The sequence below is a fragment of the Citrobacter sedlakii NBRC 105722 genome (assembly GCF_000759835.1).
In the GTDB taxonomy this organism is placed as follows: Bacteria; Pseudomonadota; Gammaproteobacteria; order Enterobacterales; family Enterobacteriaceae; genus Citrobacter_A; species Citrobacter_A sedlakii.
In genome coordinates, this window is the sequence record NZ_BBNB01000008.1 from 327,230 (window position 1) to 354,148 (window position 26,919).

General features: G+C 50.4%; 27 protein-coding genes. 11 read left to right on the plus strand and 16 right to left on the minus strand.

Features of this window, described 5'->3' with window-relative positions; genetic code table 11:
- Positions 1 to 32 precede the first annotated feature (32 nt).
- The 3 genes from araE to kduI all read right to left on the minus strand — a co-directional run bounded on the left by araE (position 33) and on the right by kduI (position 3,413).
- Positions 33 to 1,442: an arabinose-proton symporter AraE gene (araE, locus tag CSE01S_RS12715; RefSeq protein ID WP_042288958.1), complete on the minus strand. Its 1,410-nt coding sequence runs from the start codon at positions 1,440 to 1,442 to the stop codon at positions 33 to 35.
- Between the two features lie 315 nt (positions 1,443 to 1,757).
- A complete protein-coding gene (gene kduD, locus CSE01S_RS12720; RefSeq protein WP_042288962.1) occupies positions 1,758 to 2,519 on the minus strand; it encodes a 2-dehydro-3-deoxy-D-gluconate 5-dehydrogenase KduD in 762 nt (253 codons plus the stop codon).
- Between the two features lie 57 nt (positions 2,520 to 2,576).
- The gene (kduI, locus tag CSE01S_RS12725; RefSeq protein WP_042288966.1) at positions 2,577 to 3,413 is read right to left on the minus strand and encodes a 5-dehydro-4-deoxy-D-glucuronate isomerase; all 837 of its coding nucleotides are present in this window, start codon (positions 3,411 to 3,413) and stop codon (positions 2,577 to 2,579) included.
- A 435-nt stretch (positions 3,414 to 3,848) separates the two neighbouring features.
- Between kduI and CSE01S_RS12735 the strand changes: the two genes are divergently transcribed.
- Positions 3,849 to 5,024, plus strand: a complete 1,176-nt coding sequence (locus tag CSE01S_RS12735; RefSeq protein WP_042288970.1) for an oligogalacturonate lyase family protein — start codon at positions 3,849 to 3,851, stop codon at positions 5,022 to 5,024.
- Positions 5,025 to 5,223: 199 nt separating this feature from the next.
- On the opposite strand, the gene CSE01S_RS12740 is transcribed toward CSE01S_RS12735, so the two are convergent.
- The 3 genes from CSE01S_RS12740 to CSE01S_RS12750 all read right to left on the minus strand — a co-directional run bounded on the left by CSE01S_RS12740 (position 5,224) and on the right by CSE01S_RS12750 (position 8,550).
- The gene (locus CSE01S_RS12740) at positions 5,224 to 5,907 is read right to left on the minus strand and encodes an oligogalacturonate-specific porin KdgM family protein (protein ID WP_042288972.1); all 684 of its coding nucleotides are present in this window, start codon (positions 5,905 to 5,907) and stop codon (positions 5,224 to 5,226) included.
- 478 nt (positions 5,908 to 6,385) lie between these two features.
- Positions 6,386 to 7,564 (minus strand): acetyl-CoA C-acetyltransferase, encoded by a 1,179-nt coding sequence (locus tag CSE01S_RS12745; RefSeq protein ID WP_042288973.1) that lies wholly within the window; start codon positions 7,562 to 7,564, stop codon positions 6,386 to 6,388.
- Between the two features lie 110 nt (positions 7,565 to 7,674).
- Positions 7,675 to 8,550: a LysR family transcriptional regulator gene (locus CSE01S_RS12750; RefSeq protein WP_042288975.1), complete on the minus strand. Its 876-nt coding sequence runs from the start codon at positions 8,548 to 8,550 to the stop codon at positions 7,675 to 7,677.
- A gap of 100 nt (positions 8,551 to 8,650) precedes the next feature.
- On the opposite strand from CSE01S_RS12750, the gene CSE01S_RS12755 reads away from it, so the two are divergent.
- Both CSE01S_RS12755 and CSE01S_RS12760 read left to right on the plus strand, forming a co-directional pair.
- On the plus strand, positions 8,651 to 9,106 hold the full coding sequence (locus CSE01S_RS12755) for a multidrug/biocide efflux PACE transporter (protein WP_042288976.1): 456 nt from the start codon (positions 8,651 to 8,653) through the stop codon (positions 9,104 to 9,106).
- Positions 9,107 to 9,247: 141 nt separating this feature from the next.
- Entirely contained in the window at positions 9,248 to 10,477 is a 1,230-nt protein-coding gene (locus CSE01S_RS12760; RefSeq protein WP_042288978.1) for an amino acid permease, read from the plus strand.
- 23 nt (positions 10,478 to 10,500) lie between these two features.
- Here CSE01S_RS12760 and CSE01S_RS12765 read toward each other — a convergent pair whose 3' ends face one another.
- Together CSE01S_RS12765 and CSE01S_RS12770 are read right to left on the minus strand one after the other, a co-directional pair.
- Complete coding sequence (locus CSE01S_RS12765) at positions 10,501 to 10,968, minus strand: hypothetical protein (protein WP_042288981.1); 468 nt, start codon at positions 10,966 to 10,968, stop codon at positions 10,501 to 10,503.
- Entirely contained in the window at positions 10,958 to 11,746 is a 789-nt protein-coding gene (locus CSE01S_RS12770; RefSeq protein WP_042288983.1) for a winged helix-turn-helix domain-containing protein, read from the minus strand. The genes CSE01S_RS12765 and CSE01S_RS12770 overlap by 11 nt, the downstream gene beginning before the upstream one ends.
- A 595-nt stretch (positions 11,747 to 12,341) precedes the next feature.
- Between CSE01S_RS12770 and CSE01S_RS12775 the strand changes: the two genes are divergently transcribed.
- Positions 12,342 to 13,043 carry a helix-turn-helix transcriptional regulator gene (locus tag CSE01S_RS12775; RefSeq protein WP_042288985.1) on the plus strand — a complete coding sequence of 234 codons (702 nt, stop codon included), beginning with the start codon at positions 12,342 to 12,344 and terminating at the stop codon, positions 13,041 to 13,043.
- Positions 13,044 to 13,080: 37 nt separating this feature from the next.
- The gene (locus CSE01S_RS12780; RefSeq protein WP_042288986.1) at positions 13,081 to 13,353 is read left to right on the plus strand and encodes a hypothetical protein; all 273 of its coding nucleotides are present in this window, start codon (positions 13,081 to 13,083) and stop codon (positions 13,351 to 13,353) included.
- A gap of 26 nt (positions 13,354 to 13,379) precedes the next feature.
- Here the strand turns inward: CSE01S_RS12780 and rcnR are convergent, their stop codons facing one another.
- On the minus strand, positions 13,380 to 13,652 hold the full coding sequence (gene rcnR, locus CSE01S_RS12785) for a Ni(II)/Co(II)-binding transcriptional repressor RcnR (RefSeq protein ID WP_042288990.1): 273 nt from the start codon (positions 13,650 to 13,652) through the stop codon (positions 13,380 to 13,382).
- A 120-nt stretch (positions 13,653 to 13,772) separates the two neighbouring features.
- Between rcnR and CSE01S_RS12790 the strand changes: the two genes are divergently transcribed.
- A complete protein-coding gene (locus CSE01S_RS12790) occupies positions 13,773 to 14,618 on the plus strand; it encodes a nickel/cobalt efflux protein RcnA (RefSeq protein ID WP_042288991.1) in 846 nt (281 codons plus the stop codon).
- Positions 14,619 to 14,868: 250 nt separating this feature from the next.
- Here the strand turns inward: CSE01S_RS12790 and CSE01S_RS12795 are convergent, their stop codons facing one another.
- Complete coding sequence (locus tag CSE01S_RS12795; RefSeq protein WP_042288994.1) at positions 14,869 to 15,141, minus strand: GNAT family N-acetyltransferase; 273 nt, start codon at positions 15,139 to 15,141, stop codon at positions 14,869 to 14,871.
- A gap of 8 nt (positions 15,142 to 15,149) precedes the next feature.
- Positions 15,150 to 15,380 carry a 4Fe-4S mono-cluster protein YjdI gene (gene yjdI / locus CSE01S_RS12800; RefSeq protein WP_042288998.1) on the minus strand — a complete coding sequence of 77 codons (231 nt, stop codon included), beginning with the start codon at positions 15,378 to 15,380 and terminating at the stop codon, positions 15,150 to 15,152.
- Positions 15,381 to 15,964: 584 nt separating this feature from the next.
- Here yjdI and CSE01S_RS12805 point away from each other — a divergent pair.
- Both CSE01S_RS12805 and CSE01S_RS12810 read left to right on the plus strand, forming a co-directional pair.
- The gene (locus CSE01S_RS12805; RefSeq protein WP_042289001.1) at positions 15,965 to 16,807 is read left to right on the plus strand and encodes a winged helix-turn-helix domain-containing protein; all 843 of its coding nucleotides are present in this window, start codon (positions 15,965 to 15,967) and stop codon (positions 16,805 to 16,807) included.
- The gene (locus tag CSE01S_RS12810) at positions 16,800 to 17,282 is read left to right on the plus strand and encodes a YqeJ family protein (protein WP_042289003.1); all 483 of its coding nucleotides are present in this window, start codon (positions 16,800 to 16,802) and stop codon (positions 17,280 to 17,282) included. Before CSE01S_RS12805 ends, CSE01S_RS12810 begins: the two co-directional genes overlap by 8 nt.
- 42 nt (positions 17,283 to 17,324) lie before the next feature.
- Here the strand turns inward: CSE01S_RS12810 and CSE01S_RS12815 are convergent, their stop codons facing one another.
- Positions 17,325 to 17,876, minus strand: coding sequence for a hypothetical protein (locus CSE01S_RS12815; protein ID WP_042289006.1), 552 nt, complete (start codon positions 17,874 to 17,876; stop codon positions 17,325 to 17,327).
- Between the two features lie 284 nt (positions 17,877 to 18,160).
- On the opposite strand from CSE01S_RS12815, the gene CSE01S_RS12820 reads away from it, so the two are divergent.
- Positions 18,161 to 18,784, plus strand: coding sequence for an ECs1377 family protein (locus CSE01S_RS12820; RefSeq protein ID WP_042289008.1), 624 nt, complete (start codon positions 18,161 to 18,163; stop codon positions 18,782 to 18,784).
- 9 nt (positions 18,785 to 18,793) lie between these two features.
- On the opposite strand, the gene CSE01S_RS12825 is transcribed toward CSE01S_RS12820, so the two are convergent.
- The 4 genes from CSE01S_RS12825 to CSE01S_RS12840 form a co-directional block, all read right to left on the minus strand.
- Entirely contained in the window at positions 18,794 to 19,867 is a 1,074-nt protein-coding gene (locus tag CSE01S_RS12825) for a fimbrial protein (RefSeq protein WP_042289012.1), read from the minus strand.
- 17 nt (positions 19,868 to 19,884) lie between these two features.
- Positions 19,885 to 22,404, minus strand: coding sequence for a fimbria/pilus outer membrane usher protein (locus tag CSE01S_RS12830; protein WP_042289015.1), 2,520 nt, complete (start codon positions 22,402 to 22,404; stop codon positions 19,885 to 19,887).
- Positions 22,405 to 22,419: 15 nt separating this feature from the next.
- On the minus strand, positions 22,420 to 23,085 hold the full coding sequence (locus CSE01S_RS12835) for a fimbrial biogenesis chaperone (protein WP_042289018.1): 666 nt from the start codon (positions 23,083 to 23,085) through the stop codon (positions 22,420 to 22,422).
- A gap of 71 nt (positions 23,086 to 23,156) precedes the next feature.
- Positions 23,157 to 23,714, minus strand: a complete 558-nt coding sequence (locus tag CSE01S_RS12840) for a fimbrial protein (RefSeq protein WP_042289021.1) — start codon at positions 23,712 to 23,714, stop codon at positions 23,157 to 23,159.
- Positions 23,715 to 25,200: 1,486 nt separating this feature from the next.
- Between CSE01S_RS12840 and CSE01S_RS12845 the strand changes: the two genes are divergently transcribed.
- Together CSE01S_RS12845 and CSE01S_RS12850 are read left to right on the plus strand one after the other, a co-directional pair.
- On the plus strand, positions 25,201 to 25,806 hold the full coding sequence (locus CSE01S_RS12845; RefSeq protein ID WP_042289022.1) for a tyrosine-type DNA invertase: 606 nt from the start codon (positions 25,201 to 25,203) through the stop codon (positions 25,804 to 25,806).
- A gap of 472 nt (positions 25,807 to 26,278) precedes the next feature.
- Positions 26,279 to 26,875: a tyrosine-type DNA invertase gene (locus tag CSE01S_RS12850; protein WP_042289024.1), complete on the plus strand. Its 597-nt coding sequence runs from the start codon at positions 26,279 to 26,281 to the stop codon at positions 26,873 to 26,875.
- The last annotated feature ends 44 nt before the right edge of the window (positions 26,876 to 26,919 follow it).

Below are 26,919 nucleotides of genomic sequence, written 5' to 3' on the forward strand. Positions count from 1 at the left end.
CCCGGAAAGCACAGCGCCACCGGGCAATAACCTCACACCCCAATATTTCTTAACTTCTCACCGGCCATCAGCTTACGTTCAATATGTTCCAGGGTGACGTTTTTGGTTTCCGGAATCAGCCAGAAGGTAATGCCGATAAACGCCACGTTCAGCGCGGTATAAAGCCAGAAGGTGCCCGCAGCGCCGATGCTGTCGAGCAGGGTCAGGAAGGTTGCGCCGATAATCATGTTCGACACCCAGTTCGTGGTGGTTGAGCAGGTAATACCAAAGTCGCGGCATTTCAGCGGCTGAATTTCCGAACACAGGATCCATACCACCGGCGCGGCGCTCATCGCATAACCGGCAATACACATCATGGTCATGCCCACGGAAAGCCAGGACAGGCCGCTTGAGGCTGTGCCGTTATCAAACTGCATCAGGCAGTAACCCAGCACCAGCGTACCGAGCGCCATCACACTGAAGCCGATTTTCAACGCCGGTTTACGTCCGGCTTTATCAACGGTGAACACCGCAATAAAGGTAGCGAACATAAAGGTCAGACCGACCACCAGCGTGGCGATCATCTGCTGTTCGGTGGTGGTAAAACCCGCCATTTTAAAAATGCGCGGCGCGTAATACATGATGATGTTCATACCGGTAAACTGCTGCATCGCCTGCAATAACATGCCGAGGAACACCGCCCTGCGCACATTACGGTTGACCCTGAACAGTGCCCAACCGCCCTGCTTCAGCTTTAGGCTTTCCCGAATCTCATTTAGCTCCTCGCGGGCTTTTTCCGACGTATCACGCAGCATACGCAGTACTTCTTCGGCTTCAATATGACGACCTTTTTGCGCCAGCCAGCGCGGACTGTTAGGCAGAAAAACCACCAGCACGATCAGCACTACTGCCGGCAGCGCCAGCACGCCCAGCATTGCGCGCCAGTTGCCACTGTAGCTGAACGCAGTATCGGATAAAAACGCCAGCACAATGCCCAGTGTAACCATCAGTTGATACATGCTGATCATCTTGCCGCGTACATGTTCACTTGCCATTTCAGACAGATAAAGCGGCGCCGTGTACGAGGCGATCCCTACGGCGACGCCCAACACCACGCGCGAGACGATCACTATCTCTACGCTGGTGGCGAACGCCGATCCCAATGAACCGACGACAAAGAGGATCGCCCCGGCCATCAGGCTGTATTTACGCCCCAGCCGGAAGGAGAGCCAGCCATTGAACAACGCGCCAATCGCCGCGCCGAGCATCATGCTGCTGACCACCCACTCCTGCAGGCGACTGGTCAACACAAAGTGATCGGTGATAAACGGCAACGCGCCGGCAATCACCCCAATATCCAGACCAAAAAGCAAACCCGCCACGGCAGCCGAGACGGACACAAACAGGTTCATGCGGCGCGTATCGCGCACCGTTAAAGCAGAGTCATTATTGATTGAAACCATTTTTTCCTGCCACAACAGAGTAAGACATGATCAAAAAGTACGGTATTCGTCAGCGAGGTGTCAGGCAGGAAACGGCATAAACATGGACGAAATGGCTACGCAGTAGCGTTATGTGATGGACATTACACTTTCAAAAATATTTGTTTATCTGGCTGGATTTTATATCTTTATGATTATTAATGATTTTAATAAATAAAAATGAAAACTGCCCGTGTGGCGTATGGATTAATGACTAATCTGAGTATGGACTATGCTCACGAAGTGATAAAAAAAACCCTGCCCGAAGGCAGGGTTTCAGCGCTCACGCCAGACGGATTAACGCGCCAGCCAGCCGCCGTCAACCGCGACGGTATAGCCGTTGATATAATCAGATGCGCTGGAAGCCAGGAAAACCACCGGCCCCATCAGATCGCTTGGCAGACCCCAACGACCCGCCGGAATACGGTCGAGAATTTCCGCGCTACGCTGTTCATCAGCGCGCAACTGCTGGGTATTGTTGGTCGCCATATAGCCAGGGGCGATCGCGTTCACGTTGATGTTGTGCTTCGCCCACTCGTTCGCCATCAGACGGGTCACGCCCATCACGCCGCTTTTTGACGCGGTATAAGACGGTACGCGAATGCCGCCCTGGAAGGAAAGCATCGAAGCGATGTTAATGATTTTGCCGCCGTTGCCCTGCGCGATGAAGTGCTTCGCCGCAGCCTGAGACATAAAGAACACGCTCTTAATGTTCAGGTTCATCACGTCATCCCAGTCTTTCTCGCTGAAGTTGATTGCATCTTCGCGACGGATCAGACCGGCGTTGTTTACCAGAATATCGATATGACCGAATTCAGCCACCGCGCGCTCCAGCAGCGCCGGAATGCCGTCGATCTGACGCAGGTCAGCGGTCAGGCTTAAAAAGCGACGTCCCAGCGCAGTAACGCGTTCGATCGTTTCCGTCGGTTCAACGATGTTAATCCCGACGATATCGCAGCCCGCTTCCGCCAGGCCGAGCGCCATGCCCTGGCCCAGGCCGGTGTCGCAACCGGTCACTACCGCGACTTTACCTTCGAGTGAGAATGCATTCAAAATCATTGTAAATCCTTAATATTATTCATGCCTGTCACGGACAGGCGTTGTACGCGCCCGCGACTAGCGGAGATCTTTTACCGCAACGTGATCCATGTCATCGAAGACCTGGTTCTCACCCACCATTCCCCAAATGAAGGTATAGGCTTTGGTACCCACCCCGGAGTGAATCGACCAGCTCGGAGAAATGACCGCCTGCTCGTTGTGCATTACGATATGGCGAGTTTCCTGAGGCTGCCCCATCATATGGAAGACGCAGGTGTCTTCTTCCATATTGAAATAGAAGTACACTTCCATGCGGCGTTCATGCGTGTGACACGGCATGGTATTCCACAGGTTACCCGGCGCCAGTTCGGTAAGCCCCATGCTGAGCTGGCAGGTTTCCAGCACATCCGGCACGAAATATTTATTAATAGTGCGGCGATTGCTGGTGAGATTGTCACCGAGCGTGACCGGCGCAACATCGGCTGGCGTCACTTTTTTGGTGGGGTATGTGGTGTGTGCCGGAGCGCAGTTGTAGTAGAACTTGGCAGGCGTAGCGCTGTCGACGCTGGCGAAAACCACTTCCTTCGCCCCTTTGCCGACATACAGCGCGTCGCGATGGCCGATTTCGTAGCACTGGCCGTCAACGGTAATGGTGCCCGCGCCGCCAATGTTGATCACGCCCAGTTCACGACGCTCAAGAAAGTAGGTCACACCCAGTTGTTTACCGACTTCGCCGCCGACAGACACCGTTTTCGCCACAGGCATGATGCCGCCAACGATAATGCGGTCAATGTGGCTATAAACCATGGTGTATTCGTCAGCCACGAACACTTTCTCAACTAAAAACTCTTTGCGTAGCCCCTGGGTATCCAGTGTTTTGGCGTGCGCGCTGTGAATACTTTGTCTTACGTCCACATTTACCTCCAGTATGAACCGAGCCGGAATTCCTGTACGGAGAGCGAAACGCTGTTCCGTTTTACATTATGGCTCATGATATCCCTCCGGGAACGGCTTTTCAATTACAAATAAAACATCGTTTCACTTTTTCTGCATGTTATTATCAAAAGTGTAAGTGCGATCACGCTCGTTTTCTGAAATTGCGTCACAGTTTAGAAAAATCCTATTTAAAAACAAAAGGCTATATAGGGATTGGTAAATATACCCCCCTCGTTGATTCCCTAAGTCCGTGAAATCCATCCGCTTTATTTTTGCTTTTTCGAAGTAAAGTGCGCTGTCAATCACATACAATGAAACAGCGTTTTGATATTTTGATACTCGCTTTTTAAACCTATCATAAATCTGGGTACTGCCGCGGGTCTTTTCCCCCGCCACGGTAAAAAGGAGTGCATCATGGCTAAAGGCATGCGGGTCAAACTGAACTATGAGGTCAGTCGCGATCCGGATACAGGCGTGGAAGTTACGCGTCTGACCCCACCGGAAGTAACGTGTCACCGAAACTACTTTTATCAAAAATGTTTCTTTAATGACGGTAGCCACCTGCTGTTCGCTGGGGAGTTTGACGGCCACTGGAACTACTATTTACTCGACATTGCAAAAGCCGAGGCCGTTCAGTTAACCGAAGGCGCGGGCGACAACACCTTTGGCGGCTTTTTATCTCCGGATGATAGCGCGCTGTATTACGTGAAAAACGATCGTACGCTGTTTGAAGTCAATCTCAGTACCCTGGCCGAGCGCGAAGTGTATCGCGTACCGGATGAATGGGTCGGCTATGGCACCTGGGTGGCAAATAGCGACTGTACGAAGCTGGTCGGCATTGAGATTGCCAAACGCGACTGGACGCCGCTGAACGACTGGAAAATCTTCCACGACTTTTTCCATAAAGGTCCACACTGTCGCTTGCTGCGGGTGGATCTGAGAAGTGGAGAAAGCTCGGTCATTCATGAAGAAAAGATCTGGCTGGGCCATCCGATCTATCGCCCCTTTGACGACAATACCGTCGCGTTTTGCCATGAGGGACCACACGATCTGATCGACGCGCGGATGTGGCTGGTTAACGAAGAGGGTAGCAATATCCGCAAAGTGAAAGATCATGCAGAAGGCGAAAGCTGCACCCATGAGTTCTGGGTGCCAAACGGCTCCGCGTTGGTGTATGTTTCCTATCTGAAAGGGCAGCAGGGACGCACAATTTCCAGCTATAACCCCGACACCGGCATCAATGAAGACATTATGCCAATGCCAGCATGCTCGCATCTGATGAGTAACTTTGACGGCACGTTGCTGGTCGGCGATGGCTCCGGTACACCGGTAGACGTCAAAGACACTGGCGGATACACCATTGATAACGACCCCTATTTATACGGCTTTGACGTGGCGAAGAAAGCCTTTTTCCGGATTGCCCGTCACGATACCTCCTGGGCGACAGTCGCTAACAGCCGCCAGGTAACCCACCCGCATCCGTCGTTTACTCCGGACGATCGCGCGGTATTATTCAGCTCTGACAAAGACGGCAAACCGGCAATTTATCTCGCCAGACTGCCCGAACAACCGGAATTATTGCGACTGTGAGATTGAGCGCCTGTTCCGCAGGCGCGACCTGTGTGCTTCTGTAACTGGCCTTGCCCTTCTCCTGGAGGGCTTTTTTTATGGCTAACTTTGCTGAATGTTCGATGGGTTTATTTCGCGGTGATGCCTGGCGCCCCCGGCAATAACGAAAAAACCCCGGCTGACTGCGCCGGGGGAATAAGACAATGAGGGTACCGCTGAATCAGAACGAATAAGCCACGCCCACACGGAAGCGGGTCTGACGTTCGTCAGAGGTTTTCACCCCCACGTTCCCCACTTCGACATAAGGCGCCCAGTTTTTATCCCATTTATACGCCAGCTTGGCGTTGTATTCGTTGGAGTAGGTTTTGTTGTTATTGCGAATTTCGCCTTCAGTACTTTTGGCGTAAACATAGTTTAGTTCGGTACGCCAGTCGCCCATGACCCAACCAATCCACGCATCGCCACGGTTAACTTTGTCATCGTCTTTATTATCGCTTGACGGATAACGTGTGTATTCATAACGGTAACGCGCCGCGACATAAAATCCATTTTCGAAGCTGTACTGCACGTGAATATTCGGCTTGTAAATGGTGCGGCTGTCGGTGCTTTCCAGCGTCATCGCCGGTGTGATGGCAATATTGTCAGTCGCCTTCCAGCGCCAGCTCAGTGAGTCTTCGTGGCCGTTACCCACAACGTCAGAGAATGGCTGATCGGCTTTATCTCCGCCAGATTTCCATTTTGCTTCAACAGAAAAACCGACGCCGTTATCGAAACGATGCGACACCGCCACACGGTCGGCGTTGGTGCCGCTATCAATATACTCATGACGCAAGTCGACAGTCACCGCTTGCGCGGCAAACGACGCACCAATTAATGACGCAAGGCCCAGAGTTTTTTTAAACATATCCTATCCTCAAATTAAAATGATGTTTCTTTTTTATGGAATTGTATTTTATTTTTTTAACACCGCCATTTTAGTGATCGCGATCGTAATTATTTGTTTCAAAAAAAATGGACGTCCGTGGCGTGATGAATATCAAACAAAAAAGCCTTCAAACGCCAAAAATAACGATTACGGTCACGTTTTAATTTAATTAAAACCCATCCCTGGAATTTAATTTAAATAAATAAACATTAAAAACAATAGATTACAGAACCCCACACTTAATAACCTGCGTTACTTTATTATTTATAACTATCAACCGATTGATTATTGTAGAACAGGGTCTGTTTGAAAAAATAAAGGATGGGTTTCGAAAACAGCAGATGTTTACGGATAGGATTTTACTTATTTCAAAACAATGCGCGTGAATGCCGTCACATTTTATATAACGGCATTAAAGGGATTAATATAAAAAAGGGAAAAGAAATGAAATTAATCGTTAATCGCGCTCAATAGCTAACGCGACGCCTTGCCCACCGCCAATGCACAGGGTCGCCAGGCCTTTCCGGGCGTTCCGCTTGACCATCTCATGGACCAGCGACACCAGAATCCGGCAGCCGGACGCGCCGATAGGATGCCCCAGCGCAATCGCTCCTCCGTTGACGTTAACCCGCCGCTCATCCCATTCCAGCATTTTCCCGACGGAAAGCGCCTGCGCCGCAAACGCTTCGTTCGCTTCGATTAAATCCACATCGGCCAGTTGCCAGCCGACCCGCTCAAGACAGCGGCGAGTGGCATAGACCGGCGCAATCCCCATCAGCGCAGGGTCTACGCCAACGCTGGCGAACGCACGTATACGCGCCAGTACCGGTAAGTTTAACGCCTGAGCTTTTGCTTCGCTCATCATCATCACCGCCGCCGCCCCATCATTGATCGATGAAGCGTTGCCGGCGGTCACGGAACCACGTAAATCAAAAGCCGGATCGAGCCTCGCCAACCCTTCTGCGCTGGCGTCGGTTCGCGGCTGTTCGTCGGTATCGACAACCACGGTTTGCCCGTTACGCTGCGTTACCACCGGCACGATCTCGGCTTTAAAACGCCCGGCGTCGATCGCCGCGCGCGCCTTTTGTTGTGAGCTGAGCGCATAAGCGTCCTGCAATTCACGGCTGATACCGTATTCCCGCGCCAGATTTTCGGCGGTGACGCCCATATGATAATCATTGAACGCATCCCACAAACCATCATGCACCAGGCTGTCCACCAGTTGGCTGTTGCCAAGTTGCGCGCCCGTTCGGCTGTCGGTGAGTACATGCGGCGCCCGGCTCATATTCTCCTGTCCACCAGCAATCACAATGTCGGCTTCACCGCACTGGATCGCCTGTGTCGCCAGATGCAGCGCCTTCAGCCCGGAGCCGCAGACGTCGTTAATCGTGATAGCAGAAACCGTGTTCGGCAGCCCGCCTTTAATTGCCGACTGACGCGCCGGGTTTTGCCCAGCCCCTGCGGTAAGCACCTGGCCGAGGATCACTTCGTCAACGGCATGCGCATTTACGCCGCTGCTGTCGATCAACGCCCGAACCACCATACTGCCAAGCTCCACGGCAGAATGACGCGCCAGCGTTCCCTGAAAGCAACCAATGGGCGTGCGTAACGCCCCCACGATCACAACCTCTTTCATTACGACCTCTGCGCAAAAGAACACCGCAATAGTAGAGGATTGTTAAAAATAGTTATCTTGATTGTTTAAGAAAGGTGAGTTTTATCACAAAGGAAATCCTTCTGCCGCCTTCACTCCCCCATACCACCCTGCTGGAGATGGTATCTCAACCAGCTTCCAGCCGCGCCAGGCGGAGATTTTTTATTCCAGAGCAGATCGATTGAGATTGCCCTGGGCCAGCCGGGCACATCCAACTGCACCAGCGGTTTTTCCGCCGCAAACTCTTCAACAAGCGCACAAGGTAGCGCGCACCAGCCAAACCCCTGTACAGCCATACTGAGTAACAACAGATAGTTTGGTGCGGACCACACCGGGCCACGGGCAAGCTGGGCGCCATTATCCAGATACGTGTTAAGCCGCAGCTCGCGCCAGGTATGCAACCTGTCCCACTCAACTTTTTCCTCACCGGCCAGGGGATGTGAGGCGGCGACGTAAAGGCCCATCCAGGTTTGCATCGGCAGGCGGGTCGCACCAATGTCGGTAGGATAATGATCCTTCGCTTCCGTCAAACCGACCTGCGCCCGTTCTTTTTGCAACAGGTCGATAACGTCGACATCTTCACCAATCAGACACTCAAATTCCGTATGAGGAAACTGGCGGTCAAACTGCGCCATCAACGCTTCGAGAACGTCCGGATGCAGGGTATCCGAGAGAACAAACGTCAGGCGCGCTTCGGTCTTGCCTGCCAGCGACAGCGCCACCTCATCCAGCCGATCGCTGGCGGACAAGATAGCCTGAACGTAGCCGAGCACTTTCTTACCTTCTTCGGTAAGTACCGGCTGGCGCGAGGTGCGATCGAACAACGTAATGCCAAGATCGGCCTCAAGATGTGCAATCGCTGTACTGACGGTGGACTGACTTTTGCGCAGCCTGCGCGCCGCCGCGGAAAACGATCCGCAGGCAACCGTCTCGACAAACGCGGTCAGTGCTTCAGGGGAGTAACGCATGAACTATCTACTTTATCGATGGATTCTATCTTTTAGATATCACATTAAACGATAAAATGCTCGCCATTCCCTGTTCCGGGCGTTTTTCAAAAGGTGAAGTATGCAACACAACGATATTCAACGCAGATCGCTACTGGAGCGCGTTTTTCACGCCGTCTGTTTTGAGGGGATCGCCACGGCGATCCTCGCGCCCACAGCCGCATGGTTAATGCAGCGTTCGGTGCTGGAAATGGGAGGATTGACGATCCTGCTGGCGACCACGGCGATGATCTGGAATATCATTTATAACGCTTTGTTTGATCGCGTCTGGCCCGCGCATCTGCTCAAACGCACAGCCAGAGTGCGGGCGCTCCACGCGCTGGGTTTTGAGTGCGGATTTATTGTGATCGGCGTGAGCATCGTCGCGTATGTTCTGCGCGTCAGCCTGCTACAGGCGTTTACACTCGAAATCGGTTTCTTCCTGTTCTTCCTGCCCTATACCATGTTGTACAACTGGATGTATGACACCCTGCGCGCGCGTATTGTGAAGCGTCGCCAGCAGCGCGTTACTGCCTGATTATTCACTGAATTGCCGGGATCCTTGCGCTTCCGGCAGTTTCTGCCGCCATACCCCCTTCCCTTCTCTGCTCACTCATTACGCCCATTTATGGTAAATTGCGCTTCTTTTTGTTTAATTTATAGTTGATACGTTCAAATAATGTCGAAAATTTGGTCAAAAGAAGAAACGCTCTGGAGCTTCGCCTTATATGGTACGGCCGTGGGCGCTGGAACATTGTTTCTGCCTATCCAGCTCGGTTCGGCAGGGGCGATTGTTCTGTTTATCACCGCGCTGGTCGCCTGGCCGTTGACATACTGGCCGCACAAAGCGTTGTGTCAGTTCATTCTCTCTTCAAAAACGTCCGCGGGCGAAGGCATTACCGGCGCGGTGACGCACTATTACGGTAAGAAGATCGGCAGCCTGATCACCGCGCTGTACTTTATCGCTTTCTTTGTCGTGGTGTTGATCTATGCCGTCGCCATTACCAACTCACTGACCGAACAATTAGCCAAACATATCGCCATTAACACCGGCGTGCGGATGGCGGTCAGTTTTGGCGTGGTGCTTATCCTGAACCTGATTTTCCTGATGGGCCGTCATGCGACGATTCGGGTAATGGGATTTCTGGTTTTCCCGCTTATCGCGTACTTTTTATTTCTCTCGTTGTATTTGACCGGCAGTTGGCAGCCCTCGCTGCTCACCGGACAAATGGCGTTTGATCAGCACACGTTGCATCAGGTATGGATCTCCATTCCAGTGATGGTTTTCGCTTTTAGCCATACGCCCATTATTTCGACGTTTGCCATCGACAGACGTGAGAAATATGGCGAGCAGGCCATGGGTAAATGCAAAAAAATCATGAAGGTCGCGTATCTGATCATCTGCCTGAGCGTGCTGTTCTTTGTCTTTAGTTGCCTGCTGTCTATTCCCCCTTCCTATATAGAAGCGGCGAAAGCAGAAGGCGTGACGATCCTTTCGGCGTTATCAATGATGCCCCATGCCCCCGCATGGCTGTCGATTTCCGGTATCGTGGTCGCCGTGGTGGCCATGTCGAAGTCTTTCCTGGGAACCTACTTTGGGGTGATTGAAGGGGCGACCGAAGTGGTCAGAACCGGTTTACAGCAAGTTGGTGTGAAGAAAAGCCGCGCCTTCAACCGCGCGCTGTCGATTCTTCTGGTTTCCGCCATCACCTTCGTGATTTGCTGCATCAACCCAAATGCGATCTCAATGATTTATGCCATTAGCGGACCGCTGATCGCCATGATTCTGTTTATCATGCCGACCCTGTCGACATATCTCATCCCGGCTTTAAAACCCCATCGCTCACTGGGCAATCTGATCACCCTGATTGTCGGGCTGCTCTGCGTGTCGGTCATGTTTTTCGGCTAGCTTCAGACGGCCCGCAAGGGCCGTTATTCCTCATCACTGCACAGCAGCGAGGGCGCGCCGATAGTGGAGAACGCCCATCCTTCCTTCCACGACTTTATCACCAGCGAAAACGTCGTATCGTCGGTCAGGTAAATGGGCGGCATCGCTCTGATCCCGGCGGTCTGCAATAGCTCATCAGTGGGAAAGCGTACCAGTTTATTCGTATGAAGAATGTAATTGTCGCGCACATTCTGATAGGTGAAATAGGCTATCCGGCTGACTTTATAATGCGCATCGCTGTGCATCACCAGTTCGCCGGTCACAATCACCACCCCTTCTCCGCCCTGCATTTGAAAGTCCAAATCCCCTTTGAACATTTCATCATTCACCTCCCAGACCACTCGCCCGTTACAGTTAATATGTGGCTGGCGCAGTTCTGAGTACCAATAAGCCGCCCCGGTCGCGAGAACCAGGAGAATAACCAACATCAGCGAGATCGTTTTAGTTTTCATTATGAATGGAGTACCAGGTTGTGCATTGCGCGGCGGGATCGAGTCGAATATCCGTTTGACAAACGATAGCGCCAATATTTTTCGCCTTGCTCATCCCTGAAATAAAAACAAAACTATGATGATGACAAATATCTTTATTTCGCCCCATAAACTGCACATACCGTGTATCTAATGCCCTCTTACCATGTAATAACACTGTGCACGAAGATATTGAGGTTGCATCAAGAAGTGTATAAGCGGAAAAAAGGGATTCCGCCGGGGTAAATACCGCCACCGAAACCCCGACGCTGGCCAGTAGCGTCGACACCAAAAGCGTCCCGGTAATGAATGTAAGCTTAAAAAAGGAACGTTTTCTGTCGGGGGGAGATTCTGCATGTAATTCCCTGTCAACATTTACCACGCCTTCCGCAGGCGAAACATCTATGCATTGAACATTTGCTGAAATCATTATACCGCGGCGGGCAATGGTTTTAATCAGATCGCGTGAAAGCCCCACTTCCGCAAGAGCATTACGTAACGTTAAAACCGTCTGATATAGCGTATTCATTGACGTAATTGTGTTCTTCTCTCCCCAGCCTACTTCAACGAGTTGGTTTTGTGGGATAACCGCCCCTTCATTTTCAATTAAATATAAAAGAATAAAACAGGCGGGTGTTTGCAGCGTGACGCTTTTTTCTGTGATTTTATTGGTTAAGGAGCGGTCACCCGGGTGAAAGTCAACCAGGTTATTAATAGTGTAACATATTGTGTGTGTGGAATTCTCAAGCACCGTGTGCATACTCGCATTTACATGATGAATATCATGCTACAAAAATCTTAAAAAGAGATCACCCTATATATAATAGATGTGCAAACACGATCATGCAATTTCCAGTAAAATTGTTATAAATCAATAGCATTAAGTTTTAACTGGATCACAAATTCTTAATTAAGACCATTTTAGATGCGTAATGCGGAAGCTCCCGATATCATAGCCTCAGGTTTAAAAAACAAACAGACTGATAAACAAGGCTTTATAATTTAACACAAGCACAATGTAACAAATGCTTCAGACATTGTAACAGATGCTCAACTTTTAACGATAAATGCTATCTGCGGCTATAAAACCAACATTTTTGCAATATAACTATTCCTGGTGGATGTAGCAAAATTCCTGGGTGGCTTTTTGCACGTCTTTTACGCAACCGGATAACACCGCTCAGAATTAGACTAAACGCATTTTTATGTCTAAAGCTAAAAACTGTTTTTTTAGGAATAATAGCAATAACGTAAGTTTAGGATTTTTACTCTATCGAATACACATTTTGTAGAGTATTGACATGTTTTAAAACGGATGAAATTATCAAATTATCACGGATAGGGGGGCTCTCAATATGGGGCTGGATGAAAAAATAAAAAGGCTTACATGTAGTAGTTGTACTTTGCACTGTAAAATAATGCCAGAGAAATCGCCACGTTTACAATATTGCGCCAATGCCTGTTTTTGCATGTGGCCTGAAGAAAGCGTCTATTTTAATAAAGGCATTATTGAAGGTATTTTAGCGAATAATCACAACGCCAGGTTAAGTGGGTATATTTTTGTCGATTTCTCGATCAGCTTTTTACGCCTGTTTTTGGACAAAGAGTGGATTGAATATCTGGCAAGTACCCGCATGGGCATTATCCTTGTTAGCGACAGAAATATGCAGTCGCTGGCAAATTATTGGCGGAAATATCATCCTGCGGTGTCCGCCATCATTTATCATGATGATGGACTGGACGTGGCGAATGAAAAAATCCGTCAGGTGTTTATCGGGCGTCATCTGTCGTTCACTAAGGGTAATACCCTGACGCAGATGGAATTCACCATCCTTGGCCATATGGTCGCGGGCAGTACGCCGCATCAGATTTCCCAGGCGCTTGATATGGATATTCGCAGCGTATATGCCTACAAACAGCGCATCGAAAAACGCATGGGTGGACGGATCAACGCATTGTTTATCCACTCTCATTCCGTTTCAGAAGACAAAAATGTCTATTCTGTACTGATGAAAGAGAGTGATTGCACAACGGGACCTTTGCACAGACGTAATTGAGTCCAGGCTCAGGGAAGAAAATGGACGGGAGTCACCAGTGAGTTATTACGAAGAAGAAACGCGCGCGCTGAGCACGGTACTTATTTTTCTTTATGGGGGGGATGGCGAGCGGGCTTATCAGGAACTGACGGCTGCGCTGCAGCAACTGACATTTCCGCCCTCGGTCCGGCGCCTCTGCGAAGAGGCGCTGCGGCAACACGCCGATGCGAAAGGCGTTATCTGTCTGCTTCAGGCACTGGAAACGATCAGCGGCTATAAACATATTGAACGTTATATTGTTCAGCGAAATCAGCACACGGTGTTTGGCTGAATGACGGGCCGGGACGGGATTCCCGGCTATTTTATATAAGAGTCCAGTACTTTGAGGATCACGTCCAGATCCGCCTCACGCTTTTCTTCTTCGCTTTGATGCACAATATGCTCTGTGAGATGACCTTTAATCACTTCCCGCATTAAGCCATTTACCGCCCCGCGAATTGCGGCAATCTGCTGGAGTACGGCAGCGCATTCGTGCGGCTCATCAAGCATTTTCTTCAGCGCAACCACCTGCCCCTGGATTTTACTGGTACGGGCTTTTAGCTTTTGTTTATCACGAATAGTGTGCGACATAGCAACACCTCCTTAACATAAAACAAGGAAGATTATAGCATTACGCATTTACTGGGGGGTAGTATTTGGTACTGGGGGGGAGTAGAATTCGTCGAAAATAGTCAACCAAGAATCATTATCATGGGTGAATTCACAACGCTTCTTCAGCAAGGCAACGCATGGTTTTTTATTCCCAGCGCCATACTCCTCGGCATTTTGCACGGGCTGGAGCCGGGACACTCCAAAACGATGATGGCGGCATTTATTGTCGCCATTAAAGGAACCGTCAAACAGGCCATCATGCTGGGACTGGCGGCAACGGTTTCCCACACGGCGGTCGTCTGGCTTATTGCCCTCGGCGGCATGACTCTCAGCAAAGCGTTCACCGCGTCCGCCGTTGAACCCTGGCTTCAGTTAATTTCCTCGGCCATCATTTTATCAACCGCGGGCTGGATGTTCTGGCGGACGTGGTCCGGTGAACGCAGTTGGTTAGCCGACATGCAGCACGCTGACGATCGCCATCATCATGACCATCAACATGATCACGACCATCATCACGATCACGCCGGGCTGGAAGGGTTAACGGCAGGGTCGAAGGAATACCAGGATGCCCATGAACGAGCCCATGCCCGAGACATTGAGCGACGCTTTCACGGCAAAAGCGTCGGCAATGGGCAGATCATCCTGTTTGGTCTGACCGGCGGGCTTATTCCTTGTCCGGCGGCTATTACCGTTCTGCTGATTTGTATTCAGCTTAAGGCATTTACGCTCGGCGCGACGCTGGTACTCAGTTTTAGCCTTGGGCTGGCCTTAACCCTGGTAACAGTGGGTGTAGGGGCTGCGATTAGCGTTCATCAGGTAGCCAAGCGCTGGAGCGGAATGGGTACGCTGGTGAGAAAAGCGCCTTATTTTTCCAGCGCGCTGATAGCGCTGGTCGGGCTGTATATGGGGATCCACGGCTATTTTGGCGTTATCCAGACGGCCTGACCGTTGTACACGAGCATCAGCGCATGCCTGGTGCTCATTAAAATTTCCAGAAAACAAACGCCGCGATCGTCGCTGACGCTTCCGCTCGCAGGGCGCAATCCCCGTGTACTCCTGTGGCATATGACATCATTAACGACGCGGGCAACCACTGGAGCTACACGCAGCCCGCGATGATAACACCGTAACGCAGACCTCCCCGGTCAGGTTAGCCCGTTACGCGCCCTGCCATCACTGCGTAACCGCGCCCCTATCATGCGCGTATATCGTCATACTCCCGCGTCTTATCAAACTCGTGCTTCGCAAACGGGCAAAGTGGGATCACCTTACGGTTCTCACGGCGCATTTTCTCCACGACTTTTGCCACCAACTGTTTCCCGACGCCCTGCCCTTTCAGGCTGGCATCCACATCGGTGTGTTCGATAATGCTTAAATGCTCTCCAGTCGGCACAAAGACAATTTCGGCGACCTGGTTACCCTGCGCATCATTCACATAAAATTTATTGTGACCCTCAATTATTTCCATCTTTCCCCCTACTTATGGCGATATTGCAGCGCGCCGCTTGGACAGGTGTCGATAACCTGCGTCACGATCTGGACATCCACCTCGTCAGGCATAATCCACGGCTTACGCTTCAGGTTAAAAAGCCTGCTATTGCCGCGGACGCAATTTCCCGAGTGTTGGCAGAGGGCCGTATTAAAATAGACATCAATTTTCTCGCCGGTGTAGACACGGTAACCCGCATCTTGAAGATCTTTATCCATGACATTGCCTCGTTATTCGTCTTATTGCTAAGCATAGCGCCGAAATAGCCTTACTTGCTCTCTAATTTTCGAATGAGTAAGTCCTCACCACAGACAGCACTTTCCAGACAAAAATCTAAATATAAGATTATTTAAGATGTTTTATTTGATATTTCAGGGAAATTAAGAAATTTCCCCCTGACGGATTAATTTTGGCCGCTTCACCCGAACAACTCATTCAAAAAACTCGCCATAAAAGGCAAAAATCCATCAAAAAAACTCATCAATATTCCTGTTTTAAACCCAGGCTTCGCTGGCTGCCTTTTAACTTGTCTTAAATCGCGTGGTTAAAACAGAATTTCAATTCCGTCAAGAAAATGCAGTTGATAATCTGATGGGAAATGGATGTGTATAAACGAAAGGATATCCCATATGTTAATAAATTGCTTTATATAATAGAGACATATGTAAATAACAGCGATAAAAACATTAGTTTCATAAATGATACCAACTACTGTATTCGCATATTTTATATGTAATACTATGTTCAGACTTTATCTACACTTAAGTATCTTTCTGTCTAACTTCCCCCATCGTGAACATATATGTACTGGATAATCAACGATAATATTGAATTCAGACCCGACAGTAAAAAGTTAATTTCAGTGTCAAATCCTGAACTTAACGTGGTTTTGACAACGCCCGCCAGTCGTTGTCTGCTTTTGCTGCTCGAAGCGTCTCCGGACGTGGTTACCCAGCAGGAGTTCTTCAAGAAGGTATGGGAAGATGAAGGTATGCTGGTTCCGGCGAACACCCTTTACCAGAATATCTCTATCGTTCGTCGCGGCCTGCGCGCCGTCGGGGAAACAGATCGTATTCTGGTCGCCACGGTGCCGCGTAAAGGTTTTCAAATTGATAAAAGCGTAAAAATCACCCGCATCGCGGCGAATCAGATGGCAGAAGCGCCCGTGGATACGCTGGCAGGCGAAGACGAACTGGACGTTGACGATAAAACGGAAGCTGTAGCGCCGTACGAGCCAGAACCCGCATCCGCACCCGCGGTACAGGCCAAAGAAACCGCCAGATTGCCGCGCGTCGCCAGCATTTTGCTCATCGTCGCAGCGTTTCTCATTGGCGCGGTCGGCGTGCATTTTTTCTGGCATGTGACCGACACAAAACCGTTTTTTAAAGATTATGCTTTCGTCGAGCAGGTTCAGGGCTGCCGTTTCTATACCAAAGACGACAGCCACGACAATAAAAGCAATTATGCACGATTTAAGTCCCTGATCCTGAGTTCAGGGCTCGACTGCAAAAAGTTCCCCTGGGTTTACTTCCCGGTATCCAAAACCTCCCCCGGTCTGTCGGTCTTTGTCTGCCGGAAGGAGTACGTAAAATCTCCGGTAGCAGGTTGCATCACTCTCTCTTTCCGAGGAGTCGAAAGTGAATAAAAAAACAATAATAACGATCAGCGCGGTGTTTTTAGCTGCCGGAATGCTCGTCGGCGCGTTATATAACGTGTTTATGTACAGATATCACAATAAACAAGAATGTTCTGCCTCTGTGGTGGTATTTTATAACAACGTCCGCGCGAACATTACGCTGAACTATATGTACTCGCTGGACAACAAAAATGGCATTGTGGCGGTCAGCGGAACCTATTTAGAAGACGGTAAGCTCAAAGGCCGGATCCGCCGGGATGTTGCATACGACTGGAATGAAAACCAGAATTCGTATCACCTGCACTCAACCCGAATCAATAAATTTGAAATTATTGAAACCTTACCGGATGAACTCCTGGCCGATATTCTGCCTGATTTTTACGTCTATCCGGACAAAAACGTGAGCTACTCCATTCTCAACCAGGGCGTTCATGGCTTTTTGTTCACCATTGGTCAGCGCCCGCTCTTTTATTGCGCGCGATAGCCTCACTCAGGCACAGCCCTGTTGTCCACAGGGCTGACGCCATTAAAACAAAAAACCTTCTTCCAATAGATTTTCTTTGATTAATAACAGATCGTGAATTTTATTACCGCCAAGTTTTTTACAGGCGATATTGCGATAGGTATATACCCGCTTAGGCGGTAGCGAGAGCGATTTGGCGATCAGATTGATATCTTTTCCTTCCAGCGACTCACGAATGATAATCTTCTCTACCCGGTTAAGTAGATGATTTTTAATGGCTTTACTTTTCTTCATGTTCACCAGGCGCGTTATCGCCATCATCAGGGCCGAAAGCGACTCTCTGGCGTTGATGATCATATCCGCGTCACAAATTAAGGCATTTTTTTGCGCGTTTTGAATAATCATAAGCTTGCATGTCTTGTTCAGCCGAGGAATATCCTTTGCACAACATTTATTATTCAGATGTAGATGTAAAATAACCGTATCGTCAAACGTCAATTGGTCAACAGGCAAATGATGTATGGTCTCTATCATGATGTCCATGTCTGCATCTTTTGCTAATAAGACGATTCCTTCCTGCAAGTAATTATCGTTGCTTATGATATATATAGCCATAGTTTTATTGCCGTATTAATAATTCATTATTAAAATAGTTTTTTGCCTTGTTAAATTCACCTTTAGCGAGACATGGTCAAATTGTATGCGGAGGACCACAGATAACGTAATTAAATAGTCTTAACTGGCGTGATATAACTAACCGATTGAAAAATCATTAATAAAATAATTTTTTTAAGCGTTCTTAAACACGTTTTGCTGGACTTGTCGCTGTATTCTGCGGCTTTCTCTATGCTATGTTGTGCCACACGGGGAGATGCGTAGCGAACAGGAAGGAAAGCAACATGGCCAGGCGTATCGATTATCTGATTGAGAAATATCAATTCACCGAGATCAATGAATCGCCGCGTATTGCCAGCCAGTGGAAGGACGTTCTGGCAGAGTGTCAGCAGGAGCAGGCGGGCGTTGAAGAACGGCTCCGGATTGCGTTGCTCAATGTCGATTACGTCACCAGCTTCGAACTGCCCTTTCGTTTATTGCTCACCCGCACACCACAGCTCATCGATAAGCTGCGTAAAGAATTCTCGCTTACCCAGAAAAGCGTGCTGATCAATGAAAAGCGTCGCGGGCAGGTCTATAGCATCAGCGCCGATCTCAGTCGCGTCCCGGACGCGTTTCGCTACCGCTTATCCTCCCGCATTCGCCGTATGGACGATCAAACCCTTACTACCGCGCCTTATCAGCAGGTGGCCAGCGAGACAAAACAGCCTGAAGATCGTCTGCGTCTGGCGCTGGAAAGCGGACTGGCGGTAAACGCGCTCGACGGACTTTTCTGGCTGGGCATCCAGCGTATCGCCGCCGATATTCAGCGCCTGCGCGCGTCCGGTATGCCCATTCAGACAACAGACGTGGAGGTGTTTGACACCCTGACGGGAACGATGCGCACCATCACGGCTTATCATCTTTAACCAGTCGTCTCAGTTGTAGTCCAGCACGAAGGTTGCGCTGCTATTTGCCGAACCCGCCGTCACCGTTGCGCCGGTCTGAACATACTGGGCGATAAAATTCACCGGCGTCGCCGCCGATGCGCTGGAGGCCGTCATATGCTTCACGATCGGCGACACCGCGTCGTTGAGCGTCACCCGCGTACCGGCAGCCGGAGCGCCAGCACCGTTATTACCATAGCTGAGTCTGACCCCCACCCCCTCCGCGCCGCCCGACGTACGGACAACCGCCAGCGCGTCGCGGCTGCCGCTTACCGCTGGCGTACCAAAAAAGCCGATCCGCAGTTCAACAGGCGCAGTGCAGTAAACAGGGATGGAAAACGCCGTCGGCGTTCCGCCCGTCGTCCCTTCGCCGGTGAAATCCGTCCGCTTCACTTTCCCCAGGTTGACCTTGATACTGCCGGTCGCGACGCTACAGCTGCCGCTGTTGCCGATCTCCACGTTCATCGCCGCCAGATCGAGGCTCACGTCATGCGTGGACAGCGTCCCGTTGCCACTACCGTTATCACTCAGCGTCAGAGTGCCCACCCCCGGCAATGCGCCGGAGGAGGCGTGGTTATTACTCACCAGTTGAATATCGCCCGTTTTATAAAACGTGACGAACGGGGTGACGGTGATCTCACGCGCCGACAGCATGGCCGGTAGCGTTGCGCTGTCGCAGACCACCGTCGACGAACCGGCGGTAATAAAGGTTTGCGGCCCGCCGCCGCACTGAAAACTTAATGAATAACCAATACCTGGCAGCGAGGCGCTGAACACCGCATGTCCGTTGATCGTGGCAATGCTTTGTCCCTTCTGGTTATACACAATCTTCTTCAAAGACGATGCCGCATTCTGCTGGTCGCAGGTGAAGTGAATACCGCCGCCGTTAGCCTGCATCGTGGCGCTCATTTGCATATGGGTGCCTAACGCCGGTAAGTAACGAATATTATTAAAGTTAATCGTCATCTGGCGGGTACTGGCCTGGCAAGTTTCCGCCCATGCGTTTTGGCTGACTGTTCCCGCCAGCAGCAACAGTCCGGTGATGATGCGAATAATAACTGACATGACAACGTCCTCGTAATTCAGAGACAGGGGCCAGAGATAGCCTTGACCGTTTTATGCGCTTGCGACTCGTCAATATGAAAATGCAGCACGCAGCGACGCGCCACGCCGCCCTCATCCCATCGCGCTTCCAGAACGCCGTCGCTGGGAACGCCGCTCAGATAAACCTGGCCGCGTTCAGCGACGATACCGCTCATCCCCCCTTCATCGCCCTGAACCTGTGCGCTGGCGCCAAACGGCAGCGAATGCCGACCGTGATGCAACGTAAACAGTACGCGATGGCCAATATGGGTTTGATAACGGGCTTCAACCACCGCGCCGCCGCCGGGGATCACCGTCGCTCCCTCCATTTCCACGTCGGCATCGTCTGACAACGACGCCGAATCGAGCGTAATCACGTTTTTGTGATAGGGCGTCAGCGTGGGCACCACGGCATACCCGCGCCAGTCGGTATGAACGTTATTACCGTTCTGAATCGCAACGTTCGTCGCCCCCGGCGCCCGAACGATGGCGAAGCTGTCACCGACATTCTGGCCCAGGGTAATGCCATGGGGATGAGCGATAACAGACCCCGAGGCGCCCCAGGTAAGCTGGCTGCTGTCGGGATCGCGACGATAGCCTATTTGCGTGGTGGCGTAGCCACCGTGGTATTCCAGCGAGGCGCTGCTGTTGTTCCCTTGCCCCTGGTTGGCGTATCCCTGTTGCAGGGCGTAATTCAGATTCGCCTGTCCTGGCACCGAACCATACATCGCCAACTGGTGCGAGGTGTCGCCGTGATTATCCATCGCGGTGTTGTAACTAACAGCGTTGTCGGACAACGCGCCGCCCAACGGAATAGTCATGTTGAATGACCACGAACGATCAGCCTCCTGATGCCCTGCCGACCGGGTGTAAAAATACCCCAGACTCCAGGAAATGCTTTTCCAGGCGCTGTAATAGCCAGCATGCATTGTTTGTTCGCGCTGGTCGCTGTGCCAGTACGCCTGGGCATAGGCAGAAAGGGAAAGACTCCCCACCTCGCCCAGAGACTGGTTAAGGGCGATTTCCTCGCGACTGCGCTTGTTCCAACGCGGTCCGTCGCGACGCTCCAGTGTCACCGCCTCGCTCAGATCATAAAAGCCGCTGGAAGAGTAACGATAGCTGGCGAGACTGAAAGAGGTGCCAGTGCCGGTGAAATTCTTCTGGTACTGCGCACGCACCGAATAACCAGCGTAACGTTTTCCGGACGGCGTTGCGGTAGCCGCCCAGGTGGTATCCGCGCCCAACGCGCCCAGGATGCCTAACCCATGTCCGGCGCCAAGGGCAACCGCATGATAATCCTCCGCCAGTTGCGTCCCGCCATACAGCGTCAACTCATCCGGCAGACCGTAAAAAAGCGTGCCCTGCATAAACAGAGGGGAACGGCTGTCATCGCCGCTGGCATGATACCGCCCTACGCTGAGGCTGTATGTCGTTAACCCCTCGCGCAGCATAAACGGCACCGCCGCGAACGGCTGCGTCCAGCGGCGCTCAGTACCGTTGCTCTCTTTAACGTTGATCTCCAGATCGCCGCTTTGCGCGGTGGGATAGAGATCTTTTATGGCGAACGCGCCCGGCGAGACGTAGGTTTCGTAAATCACATAGCCGTGCTGGGAAAGGGTTACTTTCGCGTTACTGTGCGCGACGCCGCGAATCACCGGAGCAAAACCGCTCATGCTGTCCGGCTGCATGTCGTCTTTCGACATCAGTTGCACCCCACGAAACGGTACGCTGTCAAATACCTCGCCGCTGGTGTAAGTATCCCCCATGCGCAATTGGCTTTTCAGCGAACGAATATCCCGCTGCAGCCAGGTGCTCTGCGCGTCCCAGCGGCGAGTTTTGTCATACTGCATTGACGAAATATTGCGCAACCGCCACGCGCCAAGATTCACGCCACTGCGTAAATTCAGATAGCTGGAACGTCCATCAGCGTCGGATTGACGGGTTTGCGAACCGTTGAAGGTGTAATCCACAAACGCGGCCGGGATCCCGTCATCCCAACGGGCGGGATCAACGTAGCCCCGGCTCATGATCGTCATCGCCGCTTGCGGAATACTGAGGTTAAGGCGCTGGGTTGAGAACTCAAACCGGCTGCTGGCATCGGGAATGTACTGTTCTATGCGGGTAAAAGTCTCCCCTTCACGCAGTCGGTCGAAAGCGGAAAACGCGCTAACGTTAACACCGTATTCCTCCAGTTGTGCGGCAGTAAGGACTGGCCGCAGCGTCCCGTTATCCTCGACAAAGGTGATGTTCTCCTGCGCGATCTGCTGGTCGTTGACCCAGATGCCGACAGGATACGTTCCTGGTTGCTGTCCCCCCGCTTTGGCAAAGTAATGCAGATCCGCCATTTTTTGCTGCGGATCGCTTAACTCCAGCGCGGCCGGATCAAAGTAATCATCGGCCCAGGCCAGCCGCTGATGCAACAACAGTATGATTACCGTCGGCAGCGTGGCCAACAGCAGGCCAGACCGGTTACAGGAGGCAGAATAAATGCGTTCTTTCACGGTGCTGTCGCCCGGCATCGTTCGTTGTTAGCGTCACTGCTGCGCATAGTCGGTCACGCCGCCAAAATCGTTGATCGCACGCCATTTCACCGTTCCGTGGTTGTTAACGTTCCACGTCCGGGTACTGAAAGGCGCCATCATTCCCGGCTGAGAAATGTCGTCCCCGCCCACCGACAGAGAGAAAAAAGAGACGTAATACGGCGTGGGATTCGTGGCCACTAACTGGTTTCCGTTCTGGCTAAATGTCAACGTTTGCCAGGCCTGGTTAGCCTCTCCTTTCAGCCCGGCAGGGCGATAAAAGAGTTTGAAACGGGATTTGACGTTAATCTGCAACTTGTTGACGTCATCTTTTTGCGACGGCGCAATGCTTTTGATACTCAACCAGAAGACGGATTCCCGATCGGCAGGCAGCTCGCCGCCGGTAAAAGTAATACGCAGCACGTTCTGCTGCTCAGGCTCAAGCCGAAACAGCGGCGGCGTTACCACAAACGGCACCGGACGCGGGTCGCCCTCAGCGACATTATCGACAAAGGATTGCACCAGATACGGTGTTTGCGCATCGGCATTGGTTACCGTCATCGACGCCTCCCGCTTCCCTTCCTGATAAATTACGCGGGTTCCTCCCATCACGATGCCAGCCTGAGCCGTTATGCTAAGCAGTAATAAAGATGCCGACAGAGCGGCAAGGATGTGTTTCATTGCGAATAACCATCAGGAAAAAGAGAACAGGAACGCTGACCGGGCAGGCATTACGCCTGCCCAAACGGGAATCAGTTGTAGACCATCAGAAACGTCGCCGTCGCGTTTGCGGGACCGGCGGTCACCGTGGTCGTGGTGGCCCGATAATCCGCCAGGAAATCCAGCTGAGCTTTTGCACTGACTGGCGCCACGGCTTCTGATAACTGACCTAACTGAATTTGCGATGCATTACTGGCGTTATACAGTTTTATCGCAACGCCGGTTGCCGCAGTGCCTCCTGCAGAACCGGCTGCCACTTCCAACAGCGTGGGATCCGTTTTATCTTTTTGCCCGTCAAATAATACCGCCACCGAGGTTACGGATGCCGGGCAATTATCCACATTGATGCTGAACGGTTTTTTTGTCGTCTCATCACCCACGCTGGTGAAATAGCTTTTCGCCCAATGGCCCAGATCGACATGCAGATTTTTTGAGGTCGAGGTGACATTGCACGAGCTGTCAACAATCTCACCGGTAAATTCAACATTGCCACCGGCTCCCTTAAAAGTCGGTACACTTCCTGCGGCGCTGGCTGCGCCAGAGAGGAATACACTGACCAACACGGCAGTTGCTTGAATAGTCTTTTTCATTATCTTGCTCTTTTGTCACATATAATTAATGTTTACTTTCACCGAACACTAAATATCCGGTATTCCTCCCTTCGCGTTGTCCTGCTAATAATATTCACAATCCGTTCGTGATAATACGAGGTATAAGGTATTGCAGTAGCCTGACAATGCATTAACATTGCCGCTAATATAGAGACAGTGGTAAGCCCCACTTAAGATTAAATAAATATTATTTTGCCTTGATACAAAACGCAATAAAATAAAATTTAGCAAGCTAAGGAAAAATAAAAGTCAGCATTAATATTTTTGTTAATATTTTTTCTTGCTGTATCAGTAAGAACAATACCATCAGCATAAGTAAACATAGTTGCAACAAATAGCCCTATATCTGATCATCTTCATGCTGAAAAATTGCGCAATAACGTAATGCCATACTCAAAATTAGGATTAATCCTAATACGCATTATCTGTATTGCGTTCGCCCAGGGTATGACAGCCTTAACCTGCGGGTAGCGTTCCAGTAAGTACTGATAAAGAGGTGTAGCAGAGCAATGTATCACCCGATATGACGCTCGCGATGTTGCGGTCAGATCGTGCCCGGTAAAGTCAGTTTCACTACGATATTAGTTGCCTGCGTTATTATTTACTCGCCTGGTGCCTTTTTGTTGCAAAGTATTTCTTCAACCTGACAACCTATATTGTGCTGGCGCTTTGCGTTAGGGTAAATATACCCACTGCGCAAAATTCCCCCAAACAAAGCAGCCTGGTGAATCGTTACGCACGCCAACAACTTTTTTGAATGAAAATAGGCTATTACAAACATCCTGATTAAATAACCTGCAAGAAATGGTGGGTAACTTATCCCTGTCGACGGTGAAGAATACACGTTTAGCCGGTAACTTTTTAGCGTTAAGCGGGAATCATCCTGGTCATGATAAAATATGATTTTTGCGCCAATACCCCCGCTTGTGCTTATTATGACTATTCTCAGGCTGTTTTTTGCAGTATGGTTTAATCATTGTTGTAGTATTGCAGTGAATGCTAGCCAGGCTGCCATAATGTTCTTCGTATTCACTGAAGTCACTTGCACCCTATTTGCCTGGTTGTCGGGATCTCCGCCCACGAAAAACGTGGTCGTTGCGTATGCCGATTAAAGGCCAATACATTTGGCGCGGTTGGTGTGTTTATATCAACCACAGGGGCTTCTGAGTTCATCATCCAGAGGAGTAAGAATGAACAGGACGTGGAAACCACCCGGAAAACCGTTTTTTTTCAGTCTTAAACATCACTTCACCGCAAGATGTCCGAGGAGGCTTTCCCCAGGGAATGGCAATACGTCATGACCTAACGAGCAACCGCCGTTTTAACTATCCGGTTCAGCGCAGCAGGGGCCAGGCGATTTTTACCCCCGACAAAGTGCCTATAAATAACGAGTAAAACCGGAAGAGCCATTGGATTGATGGTGATGAGCAGAACAGTTGCATGCCTGCAAAAAAAAGGGAACCTAATGAAAAACAGCGCCGATAACAAAAAAAGGAACTTCCTGACTCAGAATGAAATAGAGTCGCTTCTCAAAGCAGCCAATACCGGACCTCACGCTGCCCGCAATTACTGCCTGACACTACTGTGTTTTATCCACGGGTTTCGTGCCAGCGAAATCTGCCGTCTGCAAATTTCAGACATTGATATCAAATCAAAGTGTATTTATATCCATCGACTGAAAAAGGGTTTCTCTACCACCCATCCTTTATTAGGTGAAGAAATCCAGGCGCTGAAAAACTGGCTGGATATTCGCGGAACGTATCCGCACTCCGACAGCGAATGGTTATTTTTATCACGAAAAGGAAACCCGCTTTCTCGCCAGCAATTTTATCAAATCATTTCCGCATCTGGCGATAACGCCGGACTGCCGCTGGAAATCCATCCGCATATGCTTCGCCACTCCTGCGGCTTCGCCTTAGCCAATATGGGAATCGACACTCGCCTGATCCAGGACTACCTCGGCCACCGTAACATCCGCCACACCGTCTGGTACACCGCCAGCAACGCCGGGCGTTTTTATGGTATCTGGGACGACACAAAACTTAAACAACGTAACGCTCTTTCACTCTGATAAAGCTAACGCCATGGATGGTGTTAAAAAATAACCTTCTGCTTACCGAAGTTTAATCAACATTAACCCTATGTTAATTATGATTATCGTTCAGGCATGTTCATGTAATTAATAATTGCGATACTTATTATATCCTTGTAATCACTCTGGATATCAGATTTTTATTAATCCCAAGGTTAAACCATTCAGCTTAACTTCTTTCGCTGAAAATATCGGCAACGCGAACTATTTTCCTTTTATTTTTAACCACCTGACATTAACGCCTTCGGGTTCGGTTGTGGTAATCCCTAAAATAAATAAAAATAAGATTTATCATGTGGCAATGATTTCCTCATGTGTAAAAGTAATGTAATCACCATTTTGTGATTATTTCCCCGCATATAATACGCCTTTAACATCGTCGATTATTTTTTAATCGTCATGGTTTTTTACAGGTGTTCATTAGCAGAAACCCATTCAGGAGTAATGTATTGTGAATCGACGTCGTTATCTTACCGGCAAAGAAGTTCAGGCGATGATGCAGGCCGCTCGTCACGGTCCGACCGGAGAACGGGATTATTGCCTTATTCTGCTGGCATTCCGTCACGGGATGCGGATCAGTGAACTCCTCGACCTGCATTACCGCGACCTCGATCTTCATGAGGGGCGTATTAATATCCGACGGCTGAAGAATGGTTTTTCAACCATTCACCCGCTGCGCTTTGATGAACGTGAAGCCGTCGAACGCTGGAGCCAACAGCGCGCGAACTGGCGTGGGGCAGGCCGCACCGACGCGGTGTTTATTTCCCGCCGGGGTACGCCACTGTCGCGTCAGCAGGCGTATCGCATCATTCGCGCGGCCGGAATTGATGCCGGTACCGTCACCCATACCCATCCCCATATGCTCCGCCACGCCTGCGGTTATGAACTTGCCGAAAGGGGGACGGACACGCGACTTATTCAGGACTATCTCGGCCATCGCAATATTCGCCATACCGTGCGTTATACCGCCAGTAATGCCGCGCGTTTTGCCGGATTATGGGAGAGAAACAATCTGATAGACGAAATTTCACAAGGGAAAAAGAAATAAGCTAAATCATTGAAAAGGAAAAGAAAACCGTAGACCGAACAGGT

Excerpts from the sequence above, each read along its gene's own strand:
- araE (WP_042288958.1), bottom strand. The coding sequence starts at position 1,442 with ATGGTTTCAATCAATAATGACTCTGCTTTAACGGTGCGCGATACGCGC.
- kduD (WP_042288962.1), bottom strand. The coding sequence starts at position 2,519 with ATGATTTTGAATGCATTCTCACTCGAAGGTAAAGTCGCGGTAGTGACC.
- CSE01S_RS12735 (WP_042288970.1), top strand. The coding sequence starts at position 3,849 with ATGGCTAAAGGCATGCGGGTCAAACTGAACTATGAGGTCAGTCGCGAT.
- CSE01S_RS12740 (WP_042288972.1), bottom strand. The coding sequence starts at position 5,907 with ATGTTTAAAAAAACTCTGGGCCTTGCGTCATTAATTGGTGCGTCGTTT.
- CSE01S_RS12745 (WP_042288973.1), bottom strand. The coding sequence starts at position 7,564 with ATGAAAGAGGTTGTGATCGTGGGGGCGTTACGCACGCCCATTGGTTGC.
- CSE01S_RS12750 (WP_042288975.1), bottom strand. The coding sequence starts at position 8,550 with ATGCGTTACTCCCCTGAAGCACTGACCGCGTTTGTCGAGACGGTTGCC.
- CSE01S_RS12755 (WP_042288976.1), top strand. The coding sequence starts at position 8,651 with ATGCAACACAACGATATTCAACGCAGATCGCTACTGGAGCGCGTTTTT.
- CSE01S_RS12760 (WP_042288978.1), top strand. The coding sequence starts at position 9,248 with ATGTCGAAAATTTGGTCAAAAGAAGAAACGCTCTGGAGCTTCGCCTTA.
- CSE01S_RS12765 (WP_042288981.1), bottom strand. The coding sequence starts at position 10,968 with ATGAAAACTAAAACGATCTCGCTGATGTTGGTTATTCTCCTGGTTCTC.
- CSE01S_RS12770 (WP_042288983.1), bottom strand. The coding sequence starts at position 11,746 with ATGCACACGGTGCTTGAGAATTCCACACACACAATATGTTACACTATT.
- CSE01S_RS12775 (WP_042288985.1), top strand. The coding sequence starts at position 12,342 with ATGGGGCTGGATGAAAAAATAAAAAGGCTTACATGTAGTAGTTGTACT.
- rcnR (WP_042288990.1), bottom strand. The coding sequence starts at position 13,652 with ATGTCGCACACTATTCGTGATAAACAAAAGCTAAAAGCCCGTACCAGT.
- CSE01S_RS12790 (WP_042288991.1), top strand. The coding sequence starts at position 13,773 with ATGGGTGAATTCACAACGCTTCTTCAGCAAGGCAACGCATGGTTTTTT.
- CSE01S_RS12795 (WP_042288994.1), bottom strand. The coding sequence starts at position 15,141 with ATGGAAATAATTGAGGGTCACAATAAATTTTATGTGAATGATGCGCAG.
- yjdI (WP_042288998.1), bottom strand. The coding sequence starts at position 15,380 with ATGGATAAAGATCTTCAAGATGCGGGTTACCGTGTCTACACCGGCGAG.
- CSE01S_RS12805 (WP_042289001.1), top strand. The coding sequence starts at position 15,965 with ATGTACTGGATAATCAACGATAATATTGAATTCAGACCCGACAGTAAA.
- CSE01S_RS12815 (WP_042289006.1), bottom strand. The coding sequence starts at position 17,876 with ATGGCTATATATATCATAAGCAACGATAATTACTTGCAGGAAGGAATC.
- CSE01S_RS12820 (WP_042289008.1), top strand. The coding sequence starts at position 18,161 with ATGGCCAGGCGTATCGATTATCTGATTGAGAAATATCAATTCACCGAG.
- CSE01S_RS12825 (WP_042289012.1), bottom strand. The coding sequence starts at position 19,867 with ATGTCAGTTATTATTCGCATCATCACCGGACTGTTGCTGCTGGCGGGA.
- CSE01S_RS12830 (WP_042289015.1), bottom strand. The coding sequence starts at position 22,404 with ATGCCGGGCGACAGCACCGTGAAAGAACGCATTTATTCTGCCTCCTGT.
- CSE01S_RS12835 (WP_042289018.1), bottom strand. The coding sequence starts at position 23,085 with ATGAAACACATCCTTGCCGCTCTGTCGGCATCTTTATTACTGCTTAGC.
- CSE01S_RS12840 (WP_042289021.1), bottom strand. The coding sequence starts at position 23,714 with ATGAAAAAGACTATTCAAGCAACTGCCGTGTTGGTCAGTGTATTCCTC.
- CSE01S_RS12845 (WP_042289022.1), top strand. The coding sequence starts at position 25,201 with ATGAAAAACAGCGCCGATAACAAAAAAAGGAACTTCCTGACTCAGAAT.